Source organism: Streptomyces sp. NPDC001851 (genome assembly GCF_040297165.1).
Classification (GTDB): Bacteria; Actinomycetota; Actinomycetes; order Streptomycetales; family Streptomycetaceae; genus Streptomyces.
This window is the reverse complement of the sequence record NZ_JBEOYR010000022.1, coordinates 28,832-47,693: the sequence shown is the minus strand read 5'-3', so window position 1 is coordinate 47,693 and position 18,862 is coordinate 28,832. Positions and strand designations below refer to the sequence as shown.

Below are 18,862 nucleotides of genomic sequence, written 5' to 3'. Positions count from 1 at the left end.
CCGAAGTGCCCTCGACACAGCGGCACTGGAAAGCGAGGGAGCTTCAGCGGTTCCCCAACCGCCCGGTGCCCCCGGCATGCTGGTGTTGCCTGTGCAGGATCCGTTCACGAGCCGAGCCGTGACATGCGGTCATGTTCCCCACCCAAATCGGCCCGGCGGTCCTCAATCTAGACCACGAGCCTCAGTCGCGGGAACAGTTGGACGAAACACGCATCGCATGCGCGATATTGGCTGCATACTGCCCCCGTGACGAGCATCGTGATCCCGGCTCACAACGAGGCACGAGTCATCGGCCGGCTCCTCGATTCACTGCTGGCCGATTGCCCCGGGGCCGATTCCTCCGGGGCCGAGACGGACATCGTGGTCGTGTGCAACGGCTGTACGGACGACACCGCGCGGATCGCCGCCGCACGCGGCCCGCGCGTCCGGGTGGTCGAGATCCCCGTCCCTTCCAAGCACGTCGCCCTGCGCACGGGTGACGATCACGCGCGCGGCTTCCCCCGCCTCTACGTGGACGCCGATGTCGTGCTGACGAGCGCCGGCGCACGAGCGCTGGCCGAGCCGCTGTACGACGACACGGCGGGCGTTCTCGCCACCGCCCCCGAACGGCGGATCCCGCTGGCCGGCTGCGCCTGGCGGGTGCGTGCCTACTACCGGGTGTGGCAGCGGCTGCCGGCCGTACGCGAGGGGCTGTTCGGCCGAGGCGTGATCGCGGTCTCCCAGGCCGGGCACGCCCGGATCGCCGCGCTGCCGCCGCTGATGGCGGACGACCTGGCCGCGTCCCTGGCCTTCGCCCCCGCGGAGCGACGCGTGGTCGGCGCGGCCCGGGTCGTGATCCATCCGCCGCGCACCTGGCGGGACCTGGTCAAGCGGCGGATCCGGGCCGCGATCTCCACCGCCCAGGTCGAACAGCGGCAGGGTCCGCACGGAGCGTCGGCGCGCACCAGCAAGGCGGATCTGCTGGCCGTGCTGCGCGGGGAGCCGAAGCTGCTCCCCGGTGTCGTGGTCTTCGTCGCGGCAGCGGTGGCCGCCCGGCGCGGGGCCCAACAGGCCATCCGGGAACGGGATTTCGGCACCTGGCTCCGGGACGAGAGCAGCAGGCAGACCTGATCCGCACCGCACCGGGAGTCCCTGATCATGTATCTCACCGACCGCTCCACACCGCCGGGGGCGGACACCGAGCGGGGCCGAAGACGCGGCCCGGGACTCGGCGTCGCCCCGGTCGTGCTCGTGCTGGGTGCGGTCAGCCTGATCACCGACGTCTCCTCGGAGATGGTCACCGCCGTCCTGCCGCTCTACCTCGTCACCACGCTCGGCTTCAGCCCGCTGGGGTTCGGCACCCTCGACGGCGTCTACAACGGCGTGAGCGCGCTGGTGCAGCTGGCCGGCGGCCACCTCGCCGACCGGGTGCGGGGCCACAAGCTGCTGGCCGGGCTCGGCTACGGCCTGTCCGCGCTGTGCAAGCCACTGCTCCTGCTGGCGAGCGGCCTCGGTACGCTCGGTACGGTCCTGGCCCTGGAGCGGACCGGCAAGGGTCTGCGCACCGCTCCGCGCGACGCGCTGATCTCCCTGTCGACGCCGGCCGGGAACCAGGGCCGGGCGTTCGGTGTCCACCGGGCGATGGACACCACCGGCGCGCTGCTCGGCCCGCTGGCGGCCTTCCTCATCCTGCGCGCCGCGGCCGGCGGTTACGACGCCGTGTTCGGCGTGAGCGCGTGTGTCGCCGTGCTCGGCGTGCTCGTGCTGGTGCTGTTCGTTCCCGGCAGGCGGCACAGCGCGCCAGGTGCGGCCGACGGCGAGCAGCCCGTCCGCGTACGGCAGGCGCTGGCGCTGCTGCGCCTGCCGCGTCTGCGGGCGCTCGCCGGCTGTGCCGCGCTGCTCGGCCTGACCACCGTCAGCGACGCCTTCGTCTATCTGTTGCTTCAGCGGCGCGCGGGTGTCGGCGAGCAGTGGTTCACGCTGCTGCCGCTGGGCACCGCCGCCGTGTTCCTGCTGCTGGCGGTGCCCGTCGGCGGGCTGGCCGACCGGGCCGGACGGCGCACCGTGTTCCTCGCCGGACACGGGAGTCTGCTCACCGCCTACGCCCTCCTGCTGTGGGCCCCCGCCACGCCGGCCCTTCCCCTTCTCGTCCTCGCCCTGCACGGCACGTTCTACGCGGCGACCGACGGTGTGCTCCCGGCCGCCCTCGCCGACCTCGTGCCCGAGCAGCTGCGCGCCAGCGGCCTCGCCCTCGTCGGTACCGGCCAGGCGCTGGCCCGGTTCTGCTGCTCGCTGGCCTTCGGCGCCGCCTGGACGATGTGGGGAGACGGTCCGGCGCTGGCCGGATCGGCGGCCGGCCTGCTGTGCTGCGCCGCCGTCGCGGGCAGGGTGCTGCGACCGGCGGGCGGGACCCGATGACCACCACAGCCCCAAGGATCCGGATGACATCGCTGCGCCGCCGCCTGCTCATCCTCGTCACGGCGGTCCTCCTCCTCGCGGGCCTGGCGACCGGCGTGGTCCTGCACGCCGCCGCCCGCGCGGACCGGGCGAACCGGCCGCGGTCGGGCGGTCCCGCCGTCAGCGCGGGCACGGTGACGCTCGACCAGAGGGGCCGGCTGACGTTCCTCGACGCGGCCGCCGGCCCGCACCGCACCGCGGTCGCCTCGGTCCCGGCCACCGACCCGGGCGGCGGGCGGACCGCCTCGAACCTCAAGTGCGCGCGCTTCTACGCGGCGGCCGGCACGGGCGTGTGCCTCCAGTCCGACCCCGGCGTCCTCAGGCAGAGCAACCGTGCGCTGCTCCTCGACACCCGTCTCCGTACCCTGCGCGCCTTCCCCCTCGCGGGCACCCCCAGCCGTGCGCGGGTCTCGCCCAGCGGCCACTTCGCCGCCTGGACCGTCTTCGTCTCCGGCGAGTCCTATGCGTCCGCCTTCTTCTCCACCCGGACCTCGATCCTGGACACCCGCACCATGCGGCTGACTCCCAGCCTGGAGACGTACTCCATCGTCAAGGACGGCAAGCCCTACCACGCCTCGGACGTCAACTTCTGGGGCGTCACCTTCGCCCGTGACGACGACACGTTCTACGCCACCCTCAACACCGCGAACAGCACCTATCTGGTCCGCGGTTCGCTCTCCCGGCGTACGGTCACCTCCCTGGCCCAGAACGTGGAGTGCCCCTCGCTCTCCCCCGACGGGACCCGCGTCGCCTTCAAGAAGCGGGTCCTGTCCGGTGCCGCGCTCTGGCACGAGTACGTCCTCGACCTGAACACCCTGCACGAGACGCCGCTCGCCGAACGCCACAGCGTCGACGACCAGGCCGTCTGGCTCGACGACCACACCGTCGCCTATGCGCTCCCGGCCGACGGCGAGGTCGGCGGCAGTAACCTGTGGAGCGTGCCCGCGGACGGCACGGGAGCCCCCCGCCTGCTGATCGCGGGGGCCGCTTCTCCCGCACCGCTCTAGCCGCGCGCTGTTCTATACGGCGAGCCAGGCCGCTTGGTCGGGTGCGAGGCGGCCGTTCTCGACGGGGGTGCTTGAGACGAGGACCGCGGTGTGGTCGGGCAGCGGCCAGGGCTCGGGCGAGAGGTTGACCACGCAGGTGAAACCGGGGTCACGGGCGAAGGCCAGGACTCCCTCGGGGGCGTCCAGCCAGGTGAGGGTGCCGTCGCCGAGCGCGGGGTGTTCGCGGCGCAGGCGCAGGGCGCCGCGGTAGAGCTCCAGCATCGACGTGGCGTCGCCGGTCTGCGCCTCGACGCTGAGCTCGGCCCACGCGGCGGGCTGCGGCAGCCAGGGGGCGGCGGAGGCGTCCTCGGGGCTGAAGCCGTACGGTGCCGACCTGCCACCCCAGGGAATGGGCACGCGGCAGCCGTCGCGGCCGCGGTCGGTGTGTCCGGACCGCTCCCAGACGGGGTCCTGGAGCACGTGCTCGGGCAGGTCCTCGACCTCGGGCAGGCCCAGCTCCTCGCCCTGGTAGATGTAGGCGCCGCCGGGCAGGGCCAGCATGAGCAGGGCCGCCGCGCGGGCGCGCCGGGTGCCCAGGGCCAGGTCCGCGGGGCCCTCGGGGCGGTACGGCTCGTTGGCGGTCCACCGCGTGACCGTCCGGCGGCCGTAGCGGCTCGGGTGGCGCATGACGTCGTGGTTGGACAGCACCCAGGTGGCCGGTGCGCCGACCGCGCCGAGCATGGCGAGTGAGTCGTCGATGACGGCGCGCAGGTCCTTCGCGCTCCAACTGGACATCAGGAAGTCGAAGTTGAACGCGGTGTGCAGGCCGTCCCGGCGGACGTACGCGGCGAGCCGTTCGGGCGTGTCGGCCCAGGCCTCGGCGACGAACGACCGGTCGCCGGGGAACTCGTCGGCCACCTTGCGCCAGGCGCGGTAGATGTCGTGGACCTCGTCGCGGTCCCAGTGGGGGTGGTCGACGTGCTGCCGGGGTGCCGGGTCGGCCGGTTCCCGGGAGGCGAGGGGGCCCAGCACCGCCGGTTCCGTGCGGGGCGGCAGGTCGGGCAGTTCCGGGTGCTTGACCAGTCCGTGGGCGACGTCGATGCGGAAGCCGTCCACTCCCCGGCTGAACCAGAAGCGGAGGATCGACTCGAACTCGGCGCGGACGTCCGGGTGTTCCCAGTTGAGGTCGGGCTGCTGCGGGGCGAACAGATGCAGGTACCACTCGCCGTCGGGCAGCCGGGTCCAGGCCGGGCCGCCGAAGCAGGAGACCCAGTCGTTGGGCGGTTCGGAGCCGTCGGGCCCGCGGCCGGGGCGGAAGACGTAGCGTGCGCGTTCCGGACTGCCGGGTCCGGCCGCCAGGGCGGCCCGGAACCAGGCGTGCTGGTCGGAGGTGTGGTTGGGCACGATGTCGGGGATGACGCGGATGCCGTGCCGGTGGGCTTCCTCGATGAGCCGCTCGGCCTCGGCCACCGTGCCGAACAGCGGGTCGATCGTACGGTAGTCCGCCACGTCGTAACCGTGGTCCGCCATCGGCGACTTGTACCACGGGTTGATCCAGATGGCGTCGATCCCGAGGGACTTGAGGTAGGGCAGGCGGGAGCGGATGCCGGCGATGTCGCCGACACCGTCACCGTTGGCGTCGGCGAAACTGCGGATGTAGACCTGGTAGATGACGGCGCTGCGCCACCACGGCGCGTTGCTGGGCATGGTGTGGAGTGGGCCCTTCGAGAGTGCGGGACAGCGGGTGTCTACTTGGCTGCGCCGGCGGTGAGTCCGGCGACGATACGGCGCTGGAAGAGCAGCACCAGCACCACCAGCGGAACGGTGACCAGGACGCCCGCGGCCATCTGGCTGCCGAACGGGGTCTCGAACTGGGTCGCGCCGGCGAACTTGGAGATGGCGACGGGCGCCGTCTGCATGGCGGACTTGTTGGTCATCGACAGGGCGATGAGGAACTCGTTCCAGGCGGCGATGAAGGTGATGATCGCGGTGGTGAAGATGCCCGGCGCGGCGAGCGGGATGATGACCTTGCGGAACGCCTGGCCGCGGGTGCAGCCGTCGATCATCGCGGCGTGCTCCAGCTCGTCGGGCATCTGCCGGAAGAAGGTGGTGAGGTTCCACACGGCCAGCGGCAGCGCGAACGACATGCTCGGCACGATCATCGCCTGGTAGGTGTTGATCCAGCCGATGTCGGTGAACAGCTTCAGCAGCGGAACCACGATCGACACGACCGGGAACATCGAGGTGGCGATGATCAGTGTGAGGATCAGCCGCTTGAACCGGAACTCCAGCCGGGCCATCGCGTAGGCGGTGAACGTGGCCAGCAGCAGCGCCAGTGCCGTGGTGACACCGGCGACCACCAGGCTGTTGAGCAGCGCGCGGGTGAACCCCTGGGACGGGTCGAACACCGCCCGGTAGTTCTCGAACGACACCGGGGCGGGCAGCAGCGAGGTGTCGAAGATGTCCGAGGTGCGGCGCAGGCTGGAGACCACCATCCAGTAGAACGGGGCCAGGCAGTAGGCCACCACCGCGGCGACTCCCAGGTACAGCAGCCGGGTGCGCCAGGTCGCCGTGCGGGTCATGCCGCCACCTCCGTCCGGCCCGCGGGAGCCGGCCGCGGCGCCAGGACGCCCCGCAGCCGCAGCCTCCCGCGTTTCGCCTTCGTGCCGTCGCGGTCGCCGACGAGGTCCGCGCCGAGCAGCCGGACGAAGGCGAGGGCGATGAGCAGGACGTAGAGGAAGAGGATCACCGCGTAGGCGGAGGCCGGTCCGAAGCGGACGTTGGAGGCCTCGTTCTGCGCGAGCATGGACAGGGTTTCCACCGAGGTCTTCTGCGCGCCGACGAGGATGTAGGGCAGGTCGAACATCCGCAGCGCGTCCAGGCAGCGGAACAGCACCGCCACCAGCAGCGCGGGCTTCACCAGGGGCAGGGTGACGTGCCAGAACCGGCGCAGGGCGCCGGCCCCGTCGATGCGGGCGGCCTCGTGGACCTCCTTCGGGATCACCTGCAGGCCGGCCAGGACCAGCAGCCCGATGAAGGGGGCGGTCTTCCACACCTCGGCGACGACGACCGCGACCTTGGCGTGGAAGCCTTCGGTGGTCCACAGGACTTGGCGGCCGAGGAGCGCGTTGGCCACGCCGTTGCTGTTGAAGATCCACCGCCACAGCAGCCCGGAGATGGCCGTGGGCACCGCCCAGGGCACGAGGATGCCGGCCCGCACCAGGGCGCGGCCCCGGAAGGCCTGGTGCATGATCAGCGCCATCACCACGCCGATCACCGTTTCCAGTCCCACCGTGACGACCGTGAAGAAGGTGGTGTTCCAGAAGGCGTTCCAGAACCGCTCGCCGTCGGCGCCGAGGATGTCGGCGTAGTTGTGCAGCCCGACGAACGGCTCGGTCGTGCGGATGAATCCGGTCCTGGGATCGAGGCCCTTGGGTCCGTAGAGCGACTCGTGCAGCGCCATGAGCGTCGGATAGAGCACCACGGTGGCCAGCACCAGGAGCGTCGGCGAGACCAGCAGGGCCGCCATCCGGCCCGAACCGGCCGTCGCCCGGGCGCGCGTACGGCGGCGCGGGGGGACCGGCGCGGACGGCTGCCGGGAGGCGCTGCCGCGTTCGCGCACCGGGGTGCCGGGCGGGATCGTCGTGTCCGTCATCGCCCGCTCCTCACTGCGCCGTGGACTTCTGCAGTGCGCTCTGCAGGTCCTTGAGCGCCTGGGCGCTGCTCTTGGCTCCGGTCAGCGCGGCGTACGCCTCCTGCTGGATCGCCGAGGTCGCGTCGCCGTACTGCACGACCCGCGGCCTGGGTACGGCGTGCAGGATGGACTGCTTGAGGACGGGCAGGTACGGATACTGCTTGGCCAGGGAGGCGTCGTCGTACGACGTGGCGTAGGGCGGGGCGAGCGATGCGTCCTTCAGGAACGTGTTCGTGCTGTCCTGGCTGCTGAAGAACTTCATGAAGTCCAGGGCCGTGGCCTTGTTCCTGGCGAAGGAGGACAGGGCGAGGTTGTGGCCGCCCAGGCTGGAGGAGCCGGGTCCGTTCAGACCGGGCAGGGGTGCGACCGCGAACTTCCCCGCCAGCTCGCTCTTTTCGGCGAGCGCGTACATGTAGGGCCAGTTGCGCAGGAAGACCAGCTTGCCGGACTGGAACGCCTGGCGGCCGTCCTCCTCCTGATAGGTGATGGCCTCCTTCGGTATCGTGCCGTGCTTGACGGCGCCGACGAGGAAGTCCAGGCCCTTGCGGGCGCCGGGTGTGTCGACGTCCGGCCGGCCGTTCGCGTCGGTGACGACGCCGCCCGCGGAGTTCACGGCCTCGGCGAAGTTGACCGTCAGACCCTCGTACTTCTGGAACTGACCGGCGTAACAGGACATGCCCTCGGCCTCGGGCAGTCTCTTCACCCTGGCGCAGTCGGCGGTCATCTCGGACCAGGTGGCCGGAGGCCTGCTGATGCCGGCCTTCTTCAGCAGGTCGGTGCGGTAGTACAGCAGTCCGCCGTCGGAGCTGGCGGGGACCGCGTACAGGCCGCCGCGGTACTTCGCCGTCTCCACCACGGGCCTGAGCATGGTGCGCAGCGGGAACCTCTGCTCGGGCAGGCGGTCGATCCATTGGTGGGCGGCGAACTCCGACGTCCACACGACGTCGAGGGAGAGCACGGTGTAGGCGTCGGACTTCGTCTCCGCGTTCTGGATCATCTGCTGCCGCTGCGAGTCCGCGTCCGTGGGCAGCTGGACGAAGGTGACCTTCTCCTTCGGGTGCAGCCTGTTCCAGCGGTCGATGACCTTCGGCACGACGCCGGAGGTGTCCTTTCCGGCCACGTAGGTGATGGGGCCCCGGCCCTCGAAGGACGTACTCCCGGCCGGCTCGCCCGAGTCACCGCCCCCGCTCGCGCCGCAGGCGGTGAGGAGGAGCCCGGCGGCGGCGAGCGTCGCCGGGCACCGGAGGGCTCTGGTGGTGGTCCTGGTCTTCACTGGCTCTCTCCTGGTCGTGCGGGAACCGAAGGAATGAAAAGTTCGAGGCCGTCGAGACAACGCTTGCACGCTAGGAGTGCACTCGGGCGCAGTCAATCCGTAACTTGCCGGTAGCTCGAACGCATCTCGAAGGCAGAACGTCTCAGTTATGGGTAAACGGGGACATGAACATGGGACGCTGCCGTCGTGACAGCGCTGTCTCAACAGGGGGGAGTGAGCCTCGCCCCTGTGCTAACTTCCGCTCATGTCACCCGCTCAACGGCACCCCACGTTGGCCGACGTCGCCGAACGGGCCGGCGTCTCACCGTCCACCGTCTCGCGCACCCTGCGCGGCCTTCCGACCGTCTCGCCGGAGGTCCGCGCCCGGGTCGAACAGGCCGCCAGGGAGCTGAACTTCGCGGTCTCACGCCAGGCGGCGAGCCTCGTCACGGGAAAGACCGGGGTCGTGGCGGTGCTGGTACCGACGCTCAACTCGTGGTTCATGGGATCGGCGCTGTCCAGCCTGGGCCCCCTGCTGCGCGCGGCCGGCCGGGAACTGAACGTCTACGTCATCCCCGACATGGCCGAGCGCACCGCGTTCTTCGAGCGTCTGCCGGCCCGCCGGAACGCCGACGCGCTGCTCGTCTTCGGCTTCGACCTCACCGACGAGGAGACCGCGCGCCTGGACGACCTCGGGATGCCGGTCATCTACGTCAGCCAGCACGCAGAGGGCCGGCCCAGTGTGTACGTCGACGACGTCGCCGGTGCCCTGAAGGCGACCCGGCACCTGCTCAACCTCGGGCACCGCCGGATCGCGTTCGCGCCGACCACCGGGGCCACCGGCTTCAGCTTCAGCTCGCGCGAACGGCTGCTCGGCTACCGGCAGGCGCTGACCGAGGCGGGCATCCCCGTCGACGACGAGCTCGTGGTCACCATGTCGGCCGACGACACGCGGAGCCTCGTCACCGGTATCGGACAGCTGCTGGGCCTGCGCGAGCCGCCCACCGCTCTCTTCGCCGAACAGGACGAGCTGGCCGTGGCCGTCATCCACACCCTGCGCCGGGCCGGCATCCAGGTACCCGAGCGGATGTCCGTCATCGGCTTCGACGACCACCAGGTGGCCCGGTGGTTCGATCTGTCCACCGTCGCCCAGTCGCCCTGCGACATGGGCCGGCTCGCGGGCGAACTCGCCCTGCGGCTCATCGACGACACGGCCGTCGGCCACGCCCCGCACATCGTCCTGCCCACCCAGTTGATCCCGCGCGCCACCACGGCCCCTCGGGCGACGCCTCGGCAGGACGAGGAGACGGCACGGACACCCCCGTGAGTCCCCGTCCGCGACCGCCTTCCGGTCAGGCGCCCTGCCAGCCGTCATGGTGCAGGACCTGCTCCAGCGGCAGTCGGGGCCCCGGCCGGAAGGTGGTGCGCAGCGGGTACGCCGTCGGCAGCAGCACGCCCTGACGGACGGTGGGCGGCAGGCCCAGCAGCTCGGCGATCTCCCGCTCGCGGTCCAGATGGACCGTCGTCCATGCGGTGACCAGGCCACGGCTGCGGGCGGCCAGCGCATAGCTCCAGGCGGCGGGCAGCAACGACGCCCACAGACCGGCCTGGTTGCCCGCCGGCAGCCGTCCGCCGGCCAGTTCGAGGCACGGGATGACCAGCACGGGGACCCGGTGCAGCCGGTCGGCCAGCGACCGTGCGGAGGTGAGCAGGGAGCGCGCGGCGCCGGGCAGCCGTGCCGGCCGCTCCAGTGCGGCGGCGTTGCGGTCGTAGAAGGCGGCCCGGTACACCTCGGCCACCTTCGCGCGCAGCGGCGGGTCGGTGAGCAGCAGCCAGCGCCAGTTCTGCCGGTTGTTGCCGTTGGGCGCCTGCAGGGCGATGCGCAGGCAGTCCTTCACGTGTTCCGGATCCACCGGCCGGTCCAGATCGAGGCCGCGCCGCACGCACCGCGTGGTGGTCAGCAACTCCTCGCAGGACAGCGTGAGTTCGTCGGTCATGGACGCAGCACCGCCCGCGCGACCAGCCCGAGGTACGTGACCACGACGAAGCCGGTCGCGGTCGGCATGGGCCAGCCGCCGCGTCCCGCGGACAGGAACCGCCGGGTGCCCCAGGCGGGCAGGACCGCCGCCAGGCAGGGCAGCAGCCCGAGCGGGCCGTCCGGCGCGCACAGGAGTATCTGACAGCCGACCGCACCGGCCGCGAGCCCCGCGGTCACCGCCGCGCTGCGGCGCGGCCCGAGGTCCGCCGCGTACAGCCGGGCACCGGGCGGCGCCTCCCACGCCGTCTTGCGGGCGAACTCGACGTGCAGGAACACACAGGCGCTGAGGGCGAGCAGCGCCGCGCCGCGCCAGTCGGCGGTGACGGTCCCCGCGGCGGCGAGCGAGCCGTACACATAGGCGCCGAGCAGCACCTGGACCGGGTAGGCGACCGACAGGTTGAGCAACGGGCGGTCGCGTACCGCGGGTGACAGCCGTTCCAGCGCGGCGAGGAGCAGTCCGTAGCCGAGGGCCGCGAGGAGCAGCAGGGCGGCCGTGACGGAGAGGACGGCGTTCAGGGCCGTCGCCGCGACGGTGATCGCCGTCATCGCCCCGCGCAGTTCGGCCGCGGTGATCGCGCCGGTGACGAGCGGCCGGTCCGGGTGGTGCACGCGGTCGTGGCCGAGGTCCTTCTGCTCGTCCAGCATCCGCAGGAAGAGCAGCGCCAGTACGACGCCGGTGACCCGCACCCAGGTGGCTCCGGAGGGCCGCCAGGAGGTACCGGTGGCAACGACCGCCGTACCCTCCAGGGCGAGAACCCACAGCAGCCCGTAGGTGACATAGCGGTGCGGCTGGAATCTGTGCAGCACGAAACGGCCCAGTCGGGCCAGGGTCCGCGGAAGCGACGTCATACGGCTCCGTGGGCTGCCCGGCCCGCGAGGACTCCCGCGCTGCCGGAGCCGTGCGGATCGGCCAGCCGGATCCGGGCCTCGGCGGCGACGGCGCCGGGCTGGCGCAGGGTGCACGCGATGTCGGTGCCGGGCCGCACCGGGGCGGTCCGGCACCGGAGCGGCAGGTCCATCTCGGCGAAGCAGCGGAACCGCGCGGTCAGGCCGACCGGCAGCGCCGTGGGTGCGCGGACGGCGCCGGCGGCGACGGCCGCGGTGAGGGCGAGCTGGCGGAAGGCCTCCAGCTCCAGCATGCCGGGCACGTGGTCGACCCAGTGGTCGTACAGGGCCGGATGCGTGGTGTCGACGATCAGGTGGGCTGTGCGGCTGCCGTCGCCCGCGGTGCGCGGTGCGGAGATGACCGTGTTGGCCGGGTCACGCCGCCCGACGAGGGCGGGGTCGACGCGTGGGCCGGGCAGGGCGACGGGCACGTCGGGCAGGCCGAGCGCGGCCCGCTGACGTGCCCGCAGGCGCGTCCAGTCCCCGGGGGGCATCCAGGAGTAGTCGATGCGGGCCAGCAGGGCCTCCTGGGTGCCGATGGTGCAGGTGAAGCGCAGCCGCAGTCCCGTCACCGCGGCCCGGGTGCCGAACCGGTGCTCGATCCGGACCGCGATGACGGCCTCGGTGGGGAGGTCACCGCAGCTGAGGGCCGTCGGGTCGGGCACCTCGAACTCGACCGCGCGCAGCAGGAACTTGTGGCCGAGGGGGACGCCGAGGTAGCGGTGGGCCACCACGAAGATGCCCTGCCTGCAGGCTTCGAGCAGCAGCAGTGGATCGTGGCGGGTACGGGGCTCCAGGGTGTCGTGGTAGTAGGCGTGGCGGCGCGGCAGTTGCGCGGCCAGCAGCAGCTCGTCCTCGCCGGTGCGCTCGGCGTCGGTCAGGAAGACCTCGGCGACCGCTGCCCGGTGCACCAGTTCCTTGGCGAGTGTCCGGGTGAACCGCATGGAGCGCTCCTCACTTCAGGCTGTCCAGGTGGCGGCGCCAGGTTTCGGCGTCGGCCCCGTCGAGCACGGGAACGCGGCCGGGCTGCCGCATGGGGAGCACCTTGGAGCCGACGATGACGGTGTCCCAGGGGTCCACTTCGATCCCGTGCTGCCACGCGGTCTCCAGCAGCGGACGCGGCGCCGCCCTCGGATCGGTGCCCGGGTGCCGGGACACGGTGGCGCGCAGCCGTTCGACGGCGGGGTCGAAGCCGAGGTCCCGGGGCTTGGTGGCCGCGTACAGCCGGCCGGTCAGCCGTAGGGCGTCCGCGGTGCGGTCCTCGCCGGCGAGGGCGGAGCGGAAGAGGTGGTCGCGTGCGGTGTCGTCGAAGTGGACGGCCAGCTCGCGCAGTACGTCGGCGGGCTCGTCGGGGGTGTGCACCAGGTTCAGCAGGTAGCTGTGGCGGCCGAGGAGGTGCCGCAGTTGGCCCGGCCGACGGGCGTCGGGGTCGGTGGGCCCCTTGAGCCGGGTGAGTTCGACCGACGCGGGGATGTCCCGGTCGTGGTCGCGGCGGACGAGCAGCACGAGGGCGTCCGCGTCCTCCAGGAACAGGGCGGCGAGCCTTCTGCGGTAGGGCGTGGCGAGGTTCCACTGGAAGTACCACAGGGCGCGGATCATGGTGCGGGTCAACCGGGTGACCGCCGCTCCGACGATCCTGAACCCCCGAGCGGCCAGCCAGTCCACGGCCGCCTCCAGCCTGCGGGCCACCACCGCGTCCGGCTTCAGCAGCAGCGCGGCGTGCCGGTGGGCGAACCCGGTGACGTCGTCGGTGAGGGCGGCGAGCTGGTCGTGGCTCTCCTGGAAGTAGGTGTCCGCGCCGTACAGCCGCGCTTTGGCGGGGTGGCAGGTCAGCAGCGCGGACACCGGTATGCCGTGCGCGGCGTGGGCGGGGGTCATCGGTGGGTGCTCCCGTCGGGTCGGACCGCGGCGGCCCGCGCCCGGCGCGGGGCCGGGCCGAGATAGCCGGTCGCGAGGCAGTGGTCGAGGAGGCGGCGCAGGTACGGCCGTGCGCCGGTGAGCGCCGGACGGCTGCTGAAGGCCGCGGCCTGCGAGTCGTCGAAGTGGACGCGCCGCCGGAAGTAGGTGTCGTACAGGGAGATGACACGGTCGTAGTAGGCGCGTTCGCGGTCCGACAGGGCCGCGGCGGAGAACGCTGACGGCGGGACGAAGCGCGGCACCTGGAAGCAGGGGTATTCGGCGAGGACGTCGGAGAAGTCCCGCAGGGTCAGCTCGTGGCCGACGGCGTGCAGGGTGCGGCCCTCGGCGTCCCTCGTGCGGGTGGCGGCCTCGGCGACCAGGGCGGCGACGCGGTCGACCGGGACCAGGTCGAGGACGGCGTCGTAGTGACCGGGCACGGTCCGTACCAGGCCCTGGGTGAGGATCCGGAGCACGGGGTAGATGGTCTTGAAGTCGCGGACGCGGCCGCTGCGGGTGGCGCCGGTGACGATGCTCGGGCGCACCACGGACACCGGCAGGCCGTCCGACGCGGCTGTGCGGACCATGGTCTCGGCGGTGAGCTTGCTCTTCTCGTAGCCGTTGCCGGGGTGCTGGCCGACGTCGAGTTCGTCCTCGCGGGCCATGCCGTCGCGTTCCCCGCACACATAGGCGGTGCTGAGGTGCACCAGCGGGGTGCGCACGGCGAGGGCGAGGTCCAGGACGTGCCGGGTGCCCACGACGTTGATGCGGTCGTAGCGTTCGTCCGGCAGCCCGAAGTCGGTGACGGCCGCGCAGTGCACGATCCGGTCGGCGATGGCGGCGAGCCGCCGGTCGTCGTCGGTCATCCCGAGGCCGGGGCGGGTGATGTCGCCGGTGATCCGGGTCAGGGTGCCCGGGCCGGGGGTGAGTTTTCTGCCGTTGTTGCGGACGATGTCGGGGGTGTGGTGCAGCAGCGCCAGCACGGTGTGGCCCTCGGCGGTGAGCCGGGCGGTCACCTCCGCGCCCACGAAACCGCCGGCGCCGGTCACCAGCACCGTCATCGGGTCGGACATCGGTGGCTCCTCCGGACGGAAGGTCGGGTGGGGCGGCTCACGGGGCCTGGTGCCGGGGCAGGGCCGGGCGGGGCTGGGTGCCGTGGCCGGCCAGCAGGTCGCGGGCCTCTTCGATGGGCAGTTCCGCGTCGAGGTGGGTGCCGATGCGCAGCCAGTCGTAGCCGAGTTGGAGGGTGGCGCGCCAGGTGTCCGCGGAGTCGAAGGAGAGCGGGAAGGAGTCGGCGCCCGCGGCAGCGCGGGTCTGGGCGATGAAGGCGCGCAGCTCGGCGAGCAGGCTGTCGCCGTGTGCCGCCGGGTCGACGGCGCGCCGCAGCAGTTCGCCGGCGCGTGCCCCGATCGGCCGGGTGGCCGCGGGCAGCAGGTCCAGGCGGCGTACGAGGTCGGGGTCGAGGGGCAGCGGATGGACGCCGTGGGCGCTGAACAGGCCGCGCAGCGCGGCGTGTACGGCGCGGCGGGCGGTGAGTGCGGCAACTCGCCACTGGCCTCGTCGCAGGGCACCGGTCAGATCCTCGACGGCGTTCTCGACGACCACGTTGGACCACACCAGCGCCATGGCCGCGGCGGCGAACCGGTCCGCGGGCAGCGGCACCAGGTCGACGGCGCGGGGCCCGCGGACGGCGGCGCCGTGCACCGACAGCAGCGGCTGAGCGGTGGCGGGTGGCGGGGTGACGGGACCGGGCGGGGCGGCGAGCGGCAGCGAGGGGGTGACGGTGCCGCCGCCCTTCCAGGCGAGGCGGACCAGCCCGTAGCGCAGGAAGGCGGCGAGCAGCGGGCCGGGGTCGGCGACGCCGGTGGCGGCGGCCGTGGCCAGCACGCGGGGCAGCGGCCGGCCCAGGACGAGGGAGCGCCAGACGGCACCCGCGTCGTCGCCCAGGGCGAACACGTCGCGCCGGCCGCGGATGACGTGCACCCGTGCGCCGGCCTGCCAGGTGGTCACTCCGGCCACCCGTTCGACGGTGAGCCGCTCGGGGCGCCGGGGGGCACCGGTGAGCCCGAGATCCGCGGCGAACGCGAGGCAGGCGTCCAGATGCTCGCGGGCGGCGTCCGCGTCGCCGGACGCGGGGGTGAGCGCCTCCAGCTCCCAGTAGCGGTCGCGTACGTCCGTGCGGCCGGTCCGGTCCAGTTGCAGCGGCAGCCACTTGGGTTCGAGGTAGGTCTCGCCCAGGCCGGCCGCCCAGGACTTGACGGTCTGGAGGAGTCCGGCGCGGGCCCAGTCGACCGCCTCGTCGCTCTCGCCGAGGCACAGCAGCGCCATCGCCTGCCGGAGGGACTGGCGGGCCCGGTGCGCCCACCAGTCGGCGGTGATCCGCCGGAAGCGTTCGACGGGCAGCAGCGCCTTCACCTCCTCGACCAGGGCGTGCCCGCGCAGCGGGTGGCTGTGCAGCAGTCGCTGGCAGCGGTTGAGGAGGTCCTCGGAGAGCCGGCCGGGCCGTGCGGCCGCCTGCTCCACCGCGCGGAACTGGTCGGCGAGCTGCCGTACCGACCGGGTGCGGATCTCCACCCGCCGGCCGTCCACGAAGAGCAGTGACGGCATGGTCGGCGGCTCCTCCGCGCAGCGGGCCACGAGCAGGAAGTCGATGTCGGACGAGGGGTTGCCGAACCCTTCCGCGATCGAGCCCTCCAGGGTCACGGCCCACTCGACGCCGACCGGAGGTGCGGCGAGGGACTTGTCGAGCAGATCCTGCAGTTGGTCCTCGGTGAGGATCACGGGTGTGCCTCCGTTCGGGGGCCGCTCCGGGTGGCGGTCGCGTCGTCGTCGGGCGGGTCGGCGAGTACGGTGACGGTCCCGGCGGCGCCGTCGACGCGCAGCCGGGTGCCGGTGCGGATCTCGGTGGTGGCGTCCTTGACCTGGACCACGGTCGGGATGCCCAACTCCCTTGCGACGACGGCGACATGGGTGAGCGGGCTGCCGCGTTCGATGACGAGGGCGGCGGCCGAGGGCAGCGCCGCGACCCAGCCGGGGTCGGTGCGGTAGGTGACCAGGATGCCGCCCCCGATGTCGTGCGGGTGGTCGGTGACCACGGCGGTCTCTTCGGCGACGCCGGGTCCGCAGGGGGTGCCGCGCAGCTCGCGGACACCGCTGCGGGCGGCGGGACCGCCGGCCCAGCCGGCCCGCTCCAGGTTGCCCGACCAGTACGGGGCGCCGTGGGTGGTGAAGCGGGACGGCGCGTGCAGGGCGGTGTCGGCGGCGAGTCGCCTGCGGCGCAGCGCGACCAGCTCACGCAGTTCGGTGTGGCCGGCCATGCCCTCGTAGGCCGCTTCGATCTCCTCCAGGCGCAGCATGAACACGTCGTCCCAGGCATCGAGGGCACCGGTGCGCGCCAGGTCGCGGCCCAGGGCGCGCAGCATGCGCTTGGCCGCGCCGAAGGCCCGGGTGCGGCAGAACCTGAGCCGTTCCCGGTCGGCGAGCGCCGCCCGGGCCTTGCCCCGCACCCGCTCGTACAGCAGCCGGCGCGGGCCGCGCAGGTGCTCGTCGAGATAGGCGTCGGCCTCGCGGCCCCGGTCCGTGGCGGCCCCGTTCGCGGTATCCGGTAACGCGTCCCGCAGCAGCGCGAAGAGTCCTGCCGGGTTCTCGTGCAGGTCCGGGACCTCCAGCTTGAGTTCGTCGGGGCTGCGATAGCCGTAGTCGGCGATGTAGGCGTCGACTGCGGCCAGGAACCGGGTGTGGCCGGCCTGGTGCAGCGCCCGGTGGGCCGCGGAGTCGGAGGTGTGCTCCAGCAGGTGCAGGATCCCGGGGTCGGCGCGTGCTCGGGCGGCCAGCTCGCGCAGCGCCCGCGCCGGTTCGGCCGATTCCACGGTGCCGCCGGGGGCGGCGGCGGCCCAGGTGAACCACTCGGGGGCGTCCGGCAGCCAGCTGCGGGTGAGCAGGGCCAGCAGTCCCACGGAGAGCAGGATGGTGGCGTCCAGGGCCTGCATCGGGCCCCATTTCCCGATGAGTTCGCGCTGCAGCCGGCGAAAGCGGCGGTAGGTCTCGTCGCCGGGGAGGGTGTCGTAATCGACATTGTTGAAGATCGCGTACGCCCGGTAGAAATCCCGCTGGAAGGTCTCCACGGATTTGCGGATGGTGAGGAATCGCCAGGCGAACACGGTCGTGCGGCCCAGGCGCGACAGCCGGCCGCGCAGCCCGGAACGAGGGGTGAACGGATGCAATGCGTCGGCGGTCTCGTCGGAAATGCTCTCGGCGACCCCGAGGGACTTCTCCAATACGCGCCGGTTGAGCGGGTACAGCGGAGCCAGGCGCACCATGCGGTACCAGTGGAGCAGGTTGTAGTAGACCCGGCCGTGGAAGTATCCGAGCAGGTGCGGGGTCCACTCCCCCACCTCGCGCAGCTGCTCGCCGCGCACGCCCAGGGCGCGGGCGTAGCCGTCGTACACCTTGGCGTAGGTGTCGGCGGCGAAGCTGAAGGTGAGGGGGGAGACGACGCCGCTGAAGCTCTCGATGATGTTGGAGTTGTCCCAGATCCGCAGTTCTCCGCCGGGCTCGGGTGCGGGAGCCAGGGCGGTGACCGGGCGGCTCTGCAGGATCCACAGGGTGCCCTCGGCGAGGGCCCACTCGATGTCCTGCGGGGCGCCGTAGTGCGCGGTGACGCGGCGCCCGGTCTCCTGCAGCAGGGCCAGGTCGGCGGCGGTCAGAGCCGGTACGGCGCGGTCCTCGGCGGCGACGGGTGACACCCGGCAGCCGGGTCCGGATCCGGCGTCGTGGCGCTCCTGCTTGCCGCCGATCACCGTGGTGAGGGGCCGGCCGGTGGCGGCGTCCAGGACGACGGTGTCCGCGTCGACCGCGCCCGAGACCAGTCCCTCGCCGAGCCCGTGGACGGCACTGACCACGTGGCGGTCGGTACGGCCGGTCGCCGGGTCGGCGGTGAAGAGCACGCCGCTGCGCTCGGCCGGCACCATGCGCTGGACGATGACGGCGACACCACCGGTGCCGGGCGGCAGCCGCCGCTGGGCGCGGTAGCGCAGGGAGCGTTCGGAGAAGCCGGAGGCCCAGCAGCGGCGGACATGGGCGGTGACGTCGTCCAGGCCCCGGACGTTGAGGAAGCTGTCGAACTGGCCGGCGAAGGAGTGCCGGGTGCCGTCCTCCTCCGCGCCGGACGAGCGGACGGCCACCGCACCGCCGCCGGCCTGCCGGTAGGCCAGGGCGATGGCCTCGGTGACGCGCGCGCCGAGCGGCGCGGCTTCGATCAGGCGGGCGGCCTCCTGGGCGACCTGCCGGGCCTGCGCCTGCCGGCCGTCGGCGAGCAGCCGCGCCAGGTGCTCGTCCAGTCCGCTGCCGCGGCAGAATTCCGCGAAGACGTCCAGGCCGAGGACGGACCAGCGCGGTATCTGAAATCCGGACCTGGTCAGGGTGTGCAGGTTCTTGGCTTTTCCACCGCCCCATTCGGCGATCAGGCCATGGTCACTGGAGGCTGTGAGAACGTGCAGGGGCAACTCGTTTCCCTTTCAAGGGTGTTGCACAACCGGTGCGCGTTGTGCGATCTCGCCCGAATGTTTCACAGCATGGCGTGTCAAAACGTTCGGTGCGCCCGGCGCGGGTGCATTCCGGACGTCGTGACATTTTCAATCTTCTGGCCGTCCACGCCGTTCACGCTGTGACAGCTC

The 18,862-nt window shown here is 72.5% G+C and carries 15 protein-coding genes; 4 read left to right on the top strand and 11 right to left on the bottom strand.

Annotated features, from left to right (window positions below):
* The first annotated feature begins 246 nt into the window (after positions 1-246).
* From ABT171_RS28960 to ABT171_RS28950, 3 genes are read left to right on the top strand one after another with little or no spacing between them, the layout of a single operon-like run.
* The gene (locus ABT171_RS28960; protein WP_351248837.1) at positions 247-1,110 is read left to right on the top strand and encodes a glycosyltransferase family 2 protein; all 864 of its coding nucleotides are present in this window, start codon (positions 247-249) and stop codon (positions 1,108-1,110) included.
* A gap of 27 nt (positions 1,111-1,137) precedes the next feature.
* Positions 1,138-2,397, top strand: coding sequence for an MFS transporter (locus ABT171_RS28955; protein WP_351248835.1), 1,260 nt, complete (start codon positions 1,138-1,140; stop codon positions 2,395-2,397).
* A 23-nt stretch (positions 2,398-2,420) separates the two neighbouring features.
* The gene (locus tag ABT171_RS28950; RefSeq protein WP_351248834.1) at positions 2,421-3,443 is read left to right on the top strand and encodes a TolB family protein; all 1,023 of its coding nucleotides are present in this window, start codon (positions 2,421-2,423) and stop codon (positions 3,441-3,443) included.
* Between the two features lie 12 nt (positions 3,444-3,455).
* Here the strand turns inward: ABT171_RS28950 and ABT171_RS28945 are convergent, their stop codons facing one another.
* From ABT171_RS28945 to ABT171_RS28930, 4 genes are read right to left on the bottom strand one after another with little or no spacing between them, the layout of a single operon-like run.
* Complete coding sequence (locus tag ABT171_RS28945; protein ID WP_351248832.1) at positions 3,456-5,129, bottom strand: glycoside hydrolase family 13 protein; 1,674 nt, start codon at positions 5,127-5,129, stop codon at positions 3,456-3,458.
* Between the two features lie 41 nt (positions 5,130-5,170).
* The gene (locus tag ABT171_RS28940) at positions 5,171-6,004 is read right to left on the bottom strand and encodes a carbohydrate ABC transporter permease (RefSeq protein ID WP_351248830.1); all 834 of its coding nucleotides are present in this window, start codon (positions 6,002-6,004) and stop codon (positions 5,171-5,173) included.
* Positions 6,001-7,077: a carbohydrate ABC transporter permease gene (locus tag ABT171_RS28935; protein WP_351248828.1), complete on the bottom strand. Its 1,077-nt coding sequence runs from the start codon at positions 7,075-7,077 to the stop codon at positions 6,001-6,003. The genes ABT171_RS28940 and ABT171_RS28935 overlap by 4 nt, the downstream gene beginning before the upstream one ends.
* 10 nt (positions 7,078-7,087) lie before the next feature.
* The gene (locus ABT171_RS28930) at positions 7,088-8,389 is read right to left on the bottom strand and encodes an ABC transporter substrate-binding protein (RefSeq protein ID WP_351248826.1); all 1,302 of its coding nucleotides are present in this window, start codon (positions 8,387-8,389) and stop codon (positions 7,088-7,090) included.
* A 244-nt stretch (positions 8,390-8,633) separates the two neighbouring features.
* Between ABT171_RS28930 and ABT171_RS28925 the strand changes: the two genes are divergently transcribed.
* On the top strand, positions 8,634-9,695 hold the full coding sequence (locus tag ABT171_RS28925) for a LacI family DNA-binding transcriptional regulator (RefSeq protein WP_351248824.1): 1,062 nt from the start codon (positions 8,634-8,636) through the stop codon (positions 9,693-9,695).
* A gap of 25 nt (positions 9,696-9,720) precedes the next feature.
* Here ABT171_RS28925 and ABT171_RS28920 read toward each other — a convergent pair whose 3' ends face one another.
* Genes ABT171_RS28920 through ABT171_RS28890 form a run of 7 tightly spaced genes read right to left on the bottom strand, consistent with a single transcriptional unit; the run spans position 9,721 to position 18,691 of the window.
* On the bottom strand, positions 9,721-10,365 hold the full coding sequence (locus ABT171_RS28920) for a nitroreductase family protein (protein ID WP_351248822.1): 645 nt from the start codon (positions 10,363-10,365) through the stop codon (positions 9,721-9,723).
* Positions 10,362-11,255, bottom strand: a complete 894-nt coding sequence (locus tag ABT171_RS28915) for a UbiA prenyltransferase family protein (RefSeq protein WP_351248820.1) — start codon at positions 11,253-11,255, stop codon at positions 10,362-10,364. Before ABT171_RS28915 ends, ABT171_RS28920 begins: the two co-directional genes overlap by 4 nt.
* Complete coding sequence (locus tag ABT171_RS28910; RefSeq protein ID WP_351248818.1) at positions 11,252-12,235, bottom strand: ScbA/BarX family gamma-butyrolactone biosynthesis protein; 984 nt, start codon at positions 12,233-12,235, stop codon at positions 11,252-11,254. Before ABT171_RS28910 ends, ABT171_RS28915 begins: the two co-directional genes overlap by 4 nt.
* A 10-nt stretch (positions 12,236-12,245) precedes the next feature.
* Positions 12,246-13,169, bottom strand: a complete 924-nt coding sequence (locus tag ABT171_RS28905) for a nucleoside-diphosphate kinase (RefSeq protein WP_351248816.1) — start codon at positions 13,167-13,169, stop codon at positions 12,246-12,248.
* Positions 13,166-14,260 (bottom strand): SDR family oxidoreductase, encoded by a 1,095-nt coding sequence (locus tag ABT171_RS28900; RefSeq protein ID WP_351248814.1) that lies wholly within the window; start codon positions 14,258-14,260, stop codon positions 13,166-13,168. Before ABT171_RS28900 ends, ABT171_RS28905 begins: the two co-directional genes overlap by 4 nt.
* A gap of 37 nt (positions 14,261-14,297) precedes the next feature.
* Entirely contained in the window at positions 14,298-15,968 is a 1,671-nt protein-coding gene (locus ABT171_RS28895; RefSeq protein WP_351248812.1) for a hypothetical protein, read from the bottom strand.
* The gene (locus ABT171_RS28890; protein WP_351248810.1) at positions 15,965-18,691 is read right to left on the bottom strand and encodes a phosphoenolpyruvate synthase; all 2,727 of its coding nucleotides are present in this window, start codon (positions 18,689-18,691) and stop codon (positions 15,965-15,967) included. Before ABT171_RS28890 ends, ABT171_RS28895 begins: the two co-directional genes overlap by 4 nt.
* Positions 18,692-18,862 lie beyond the last annotated feature (171 nt).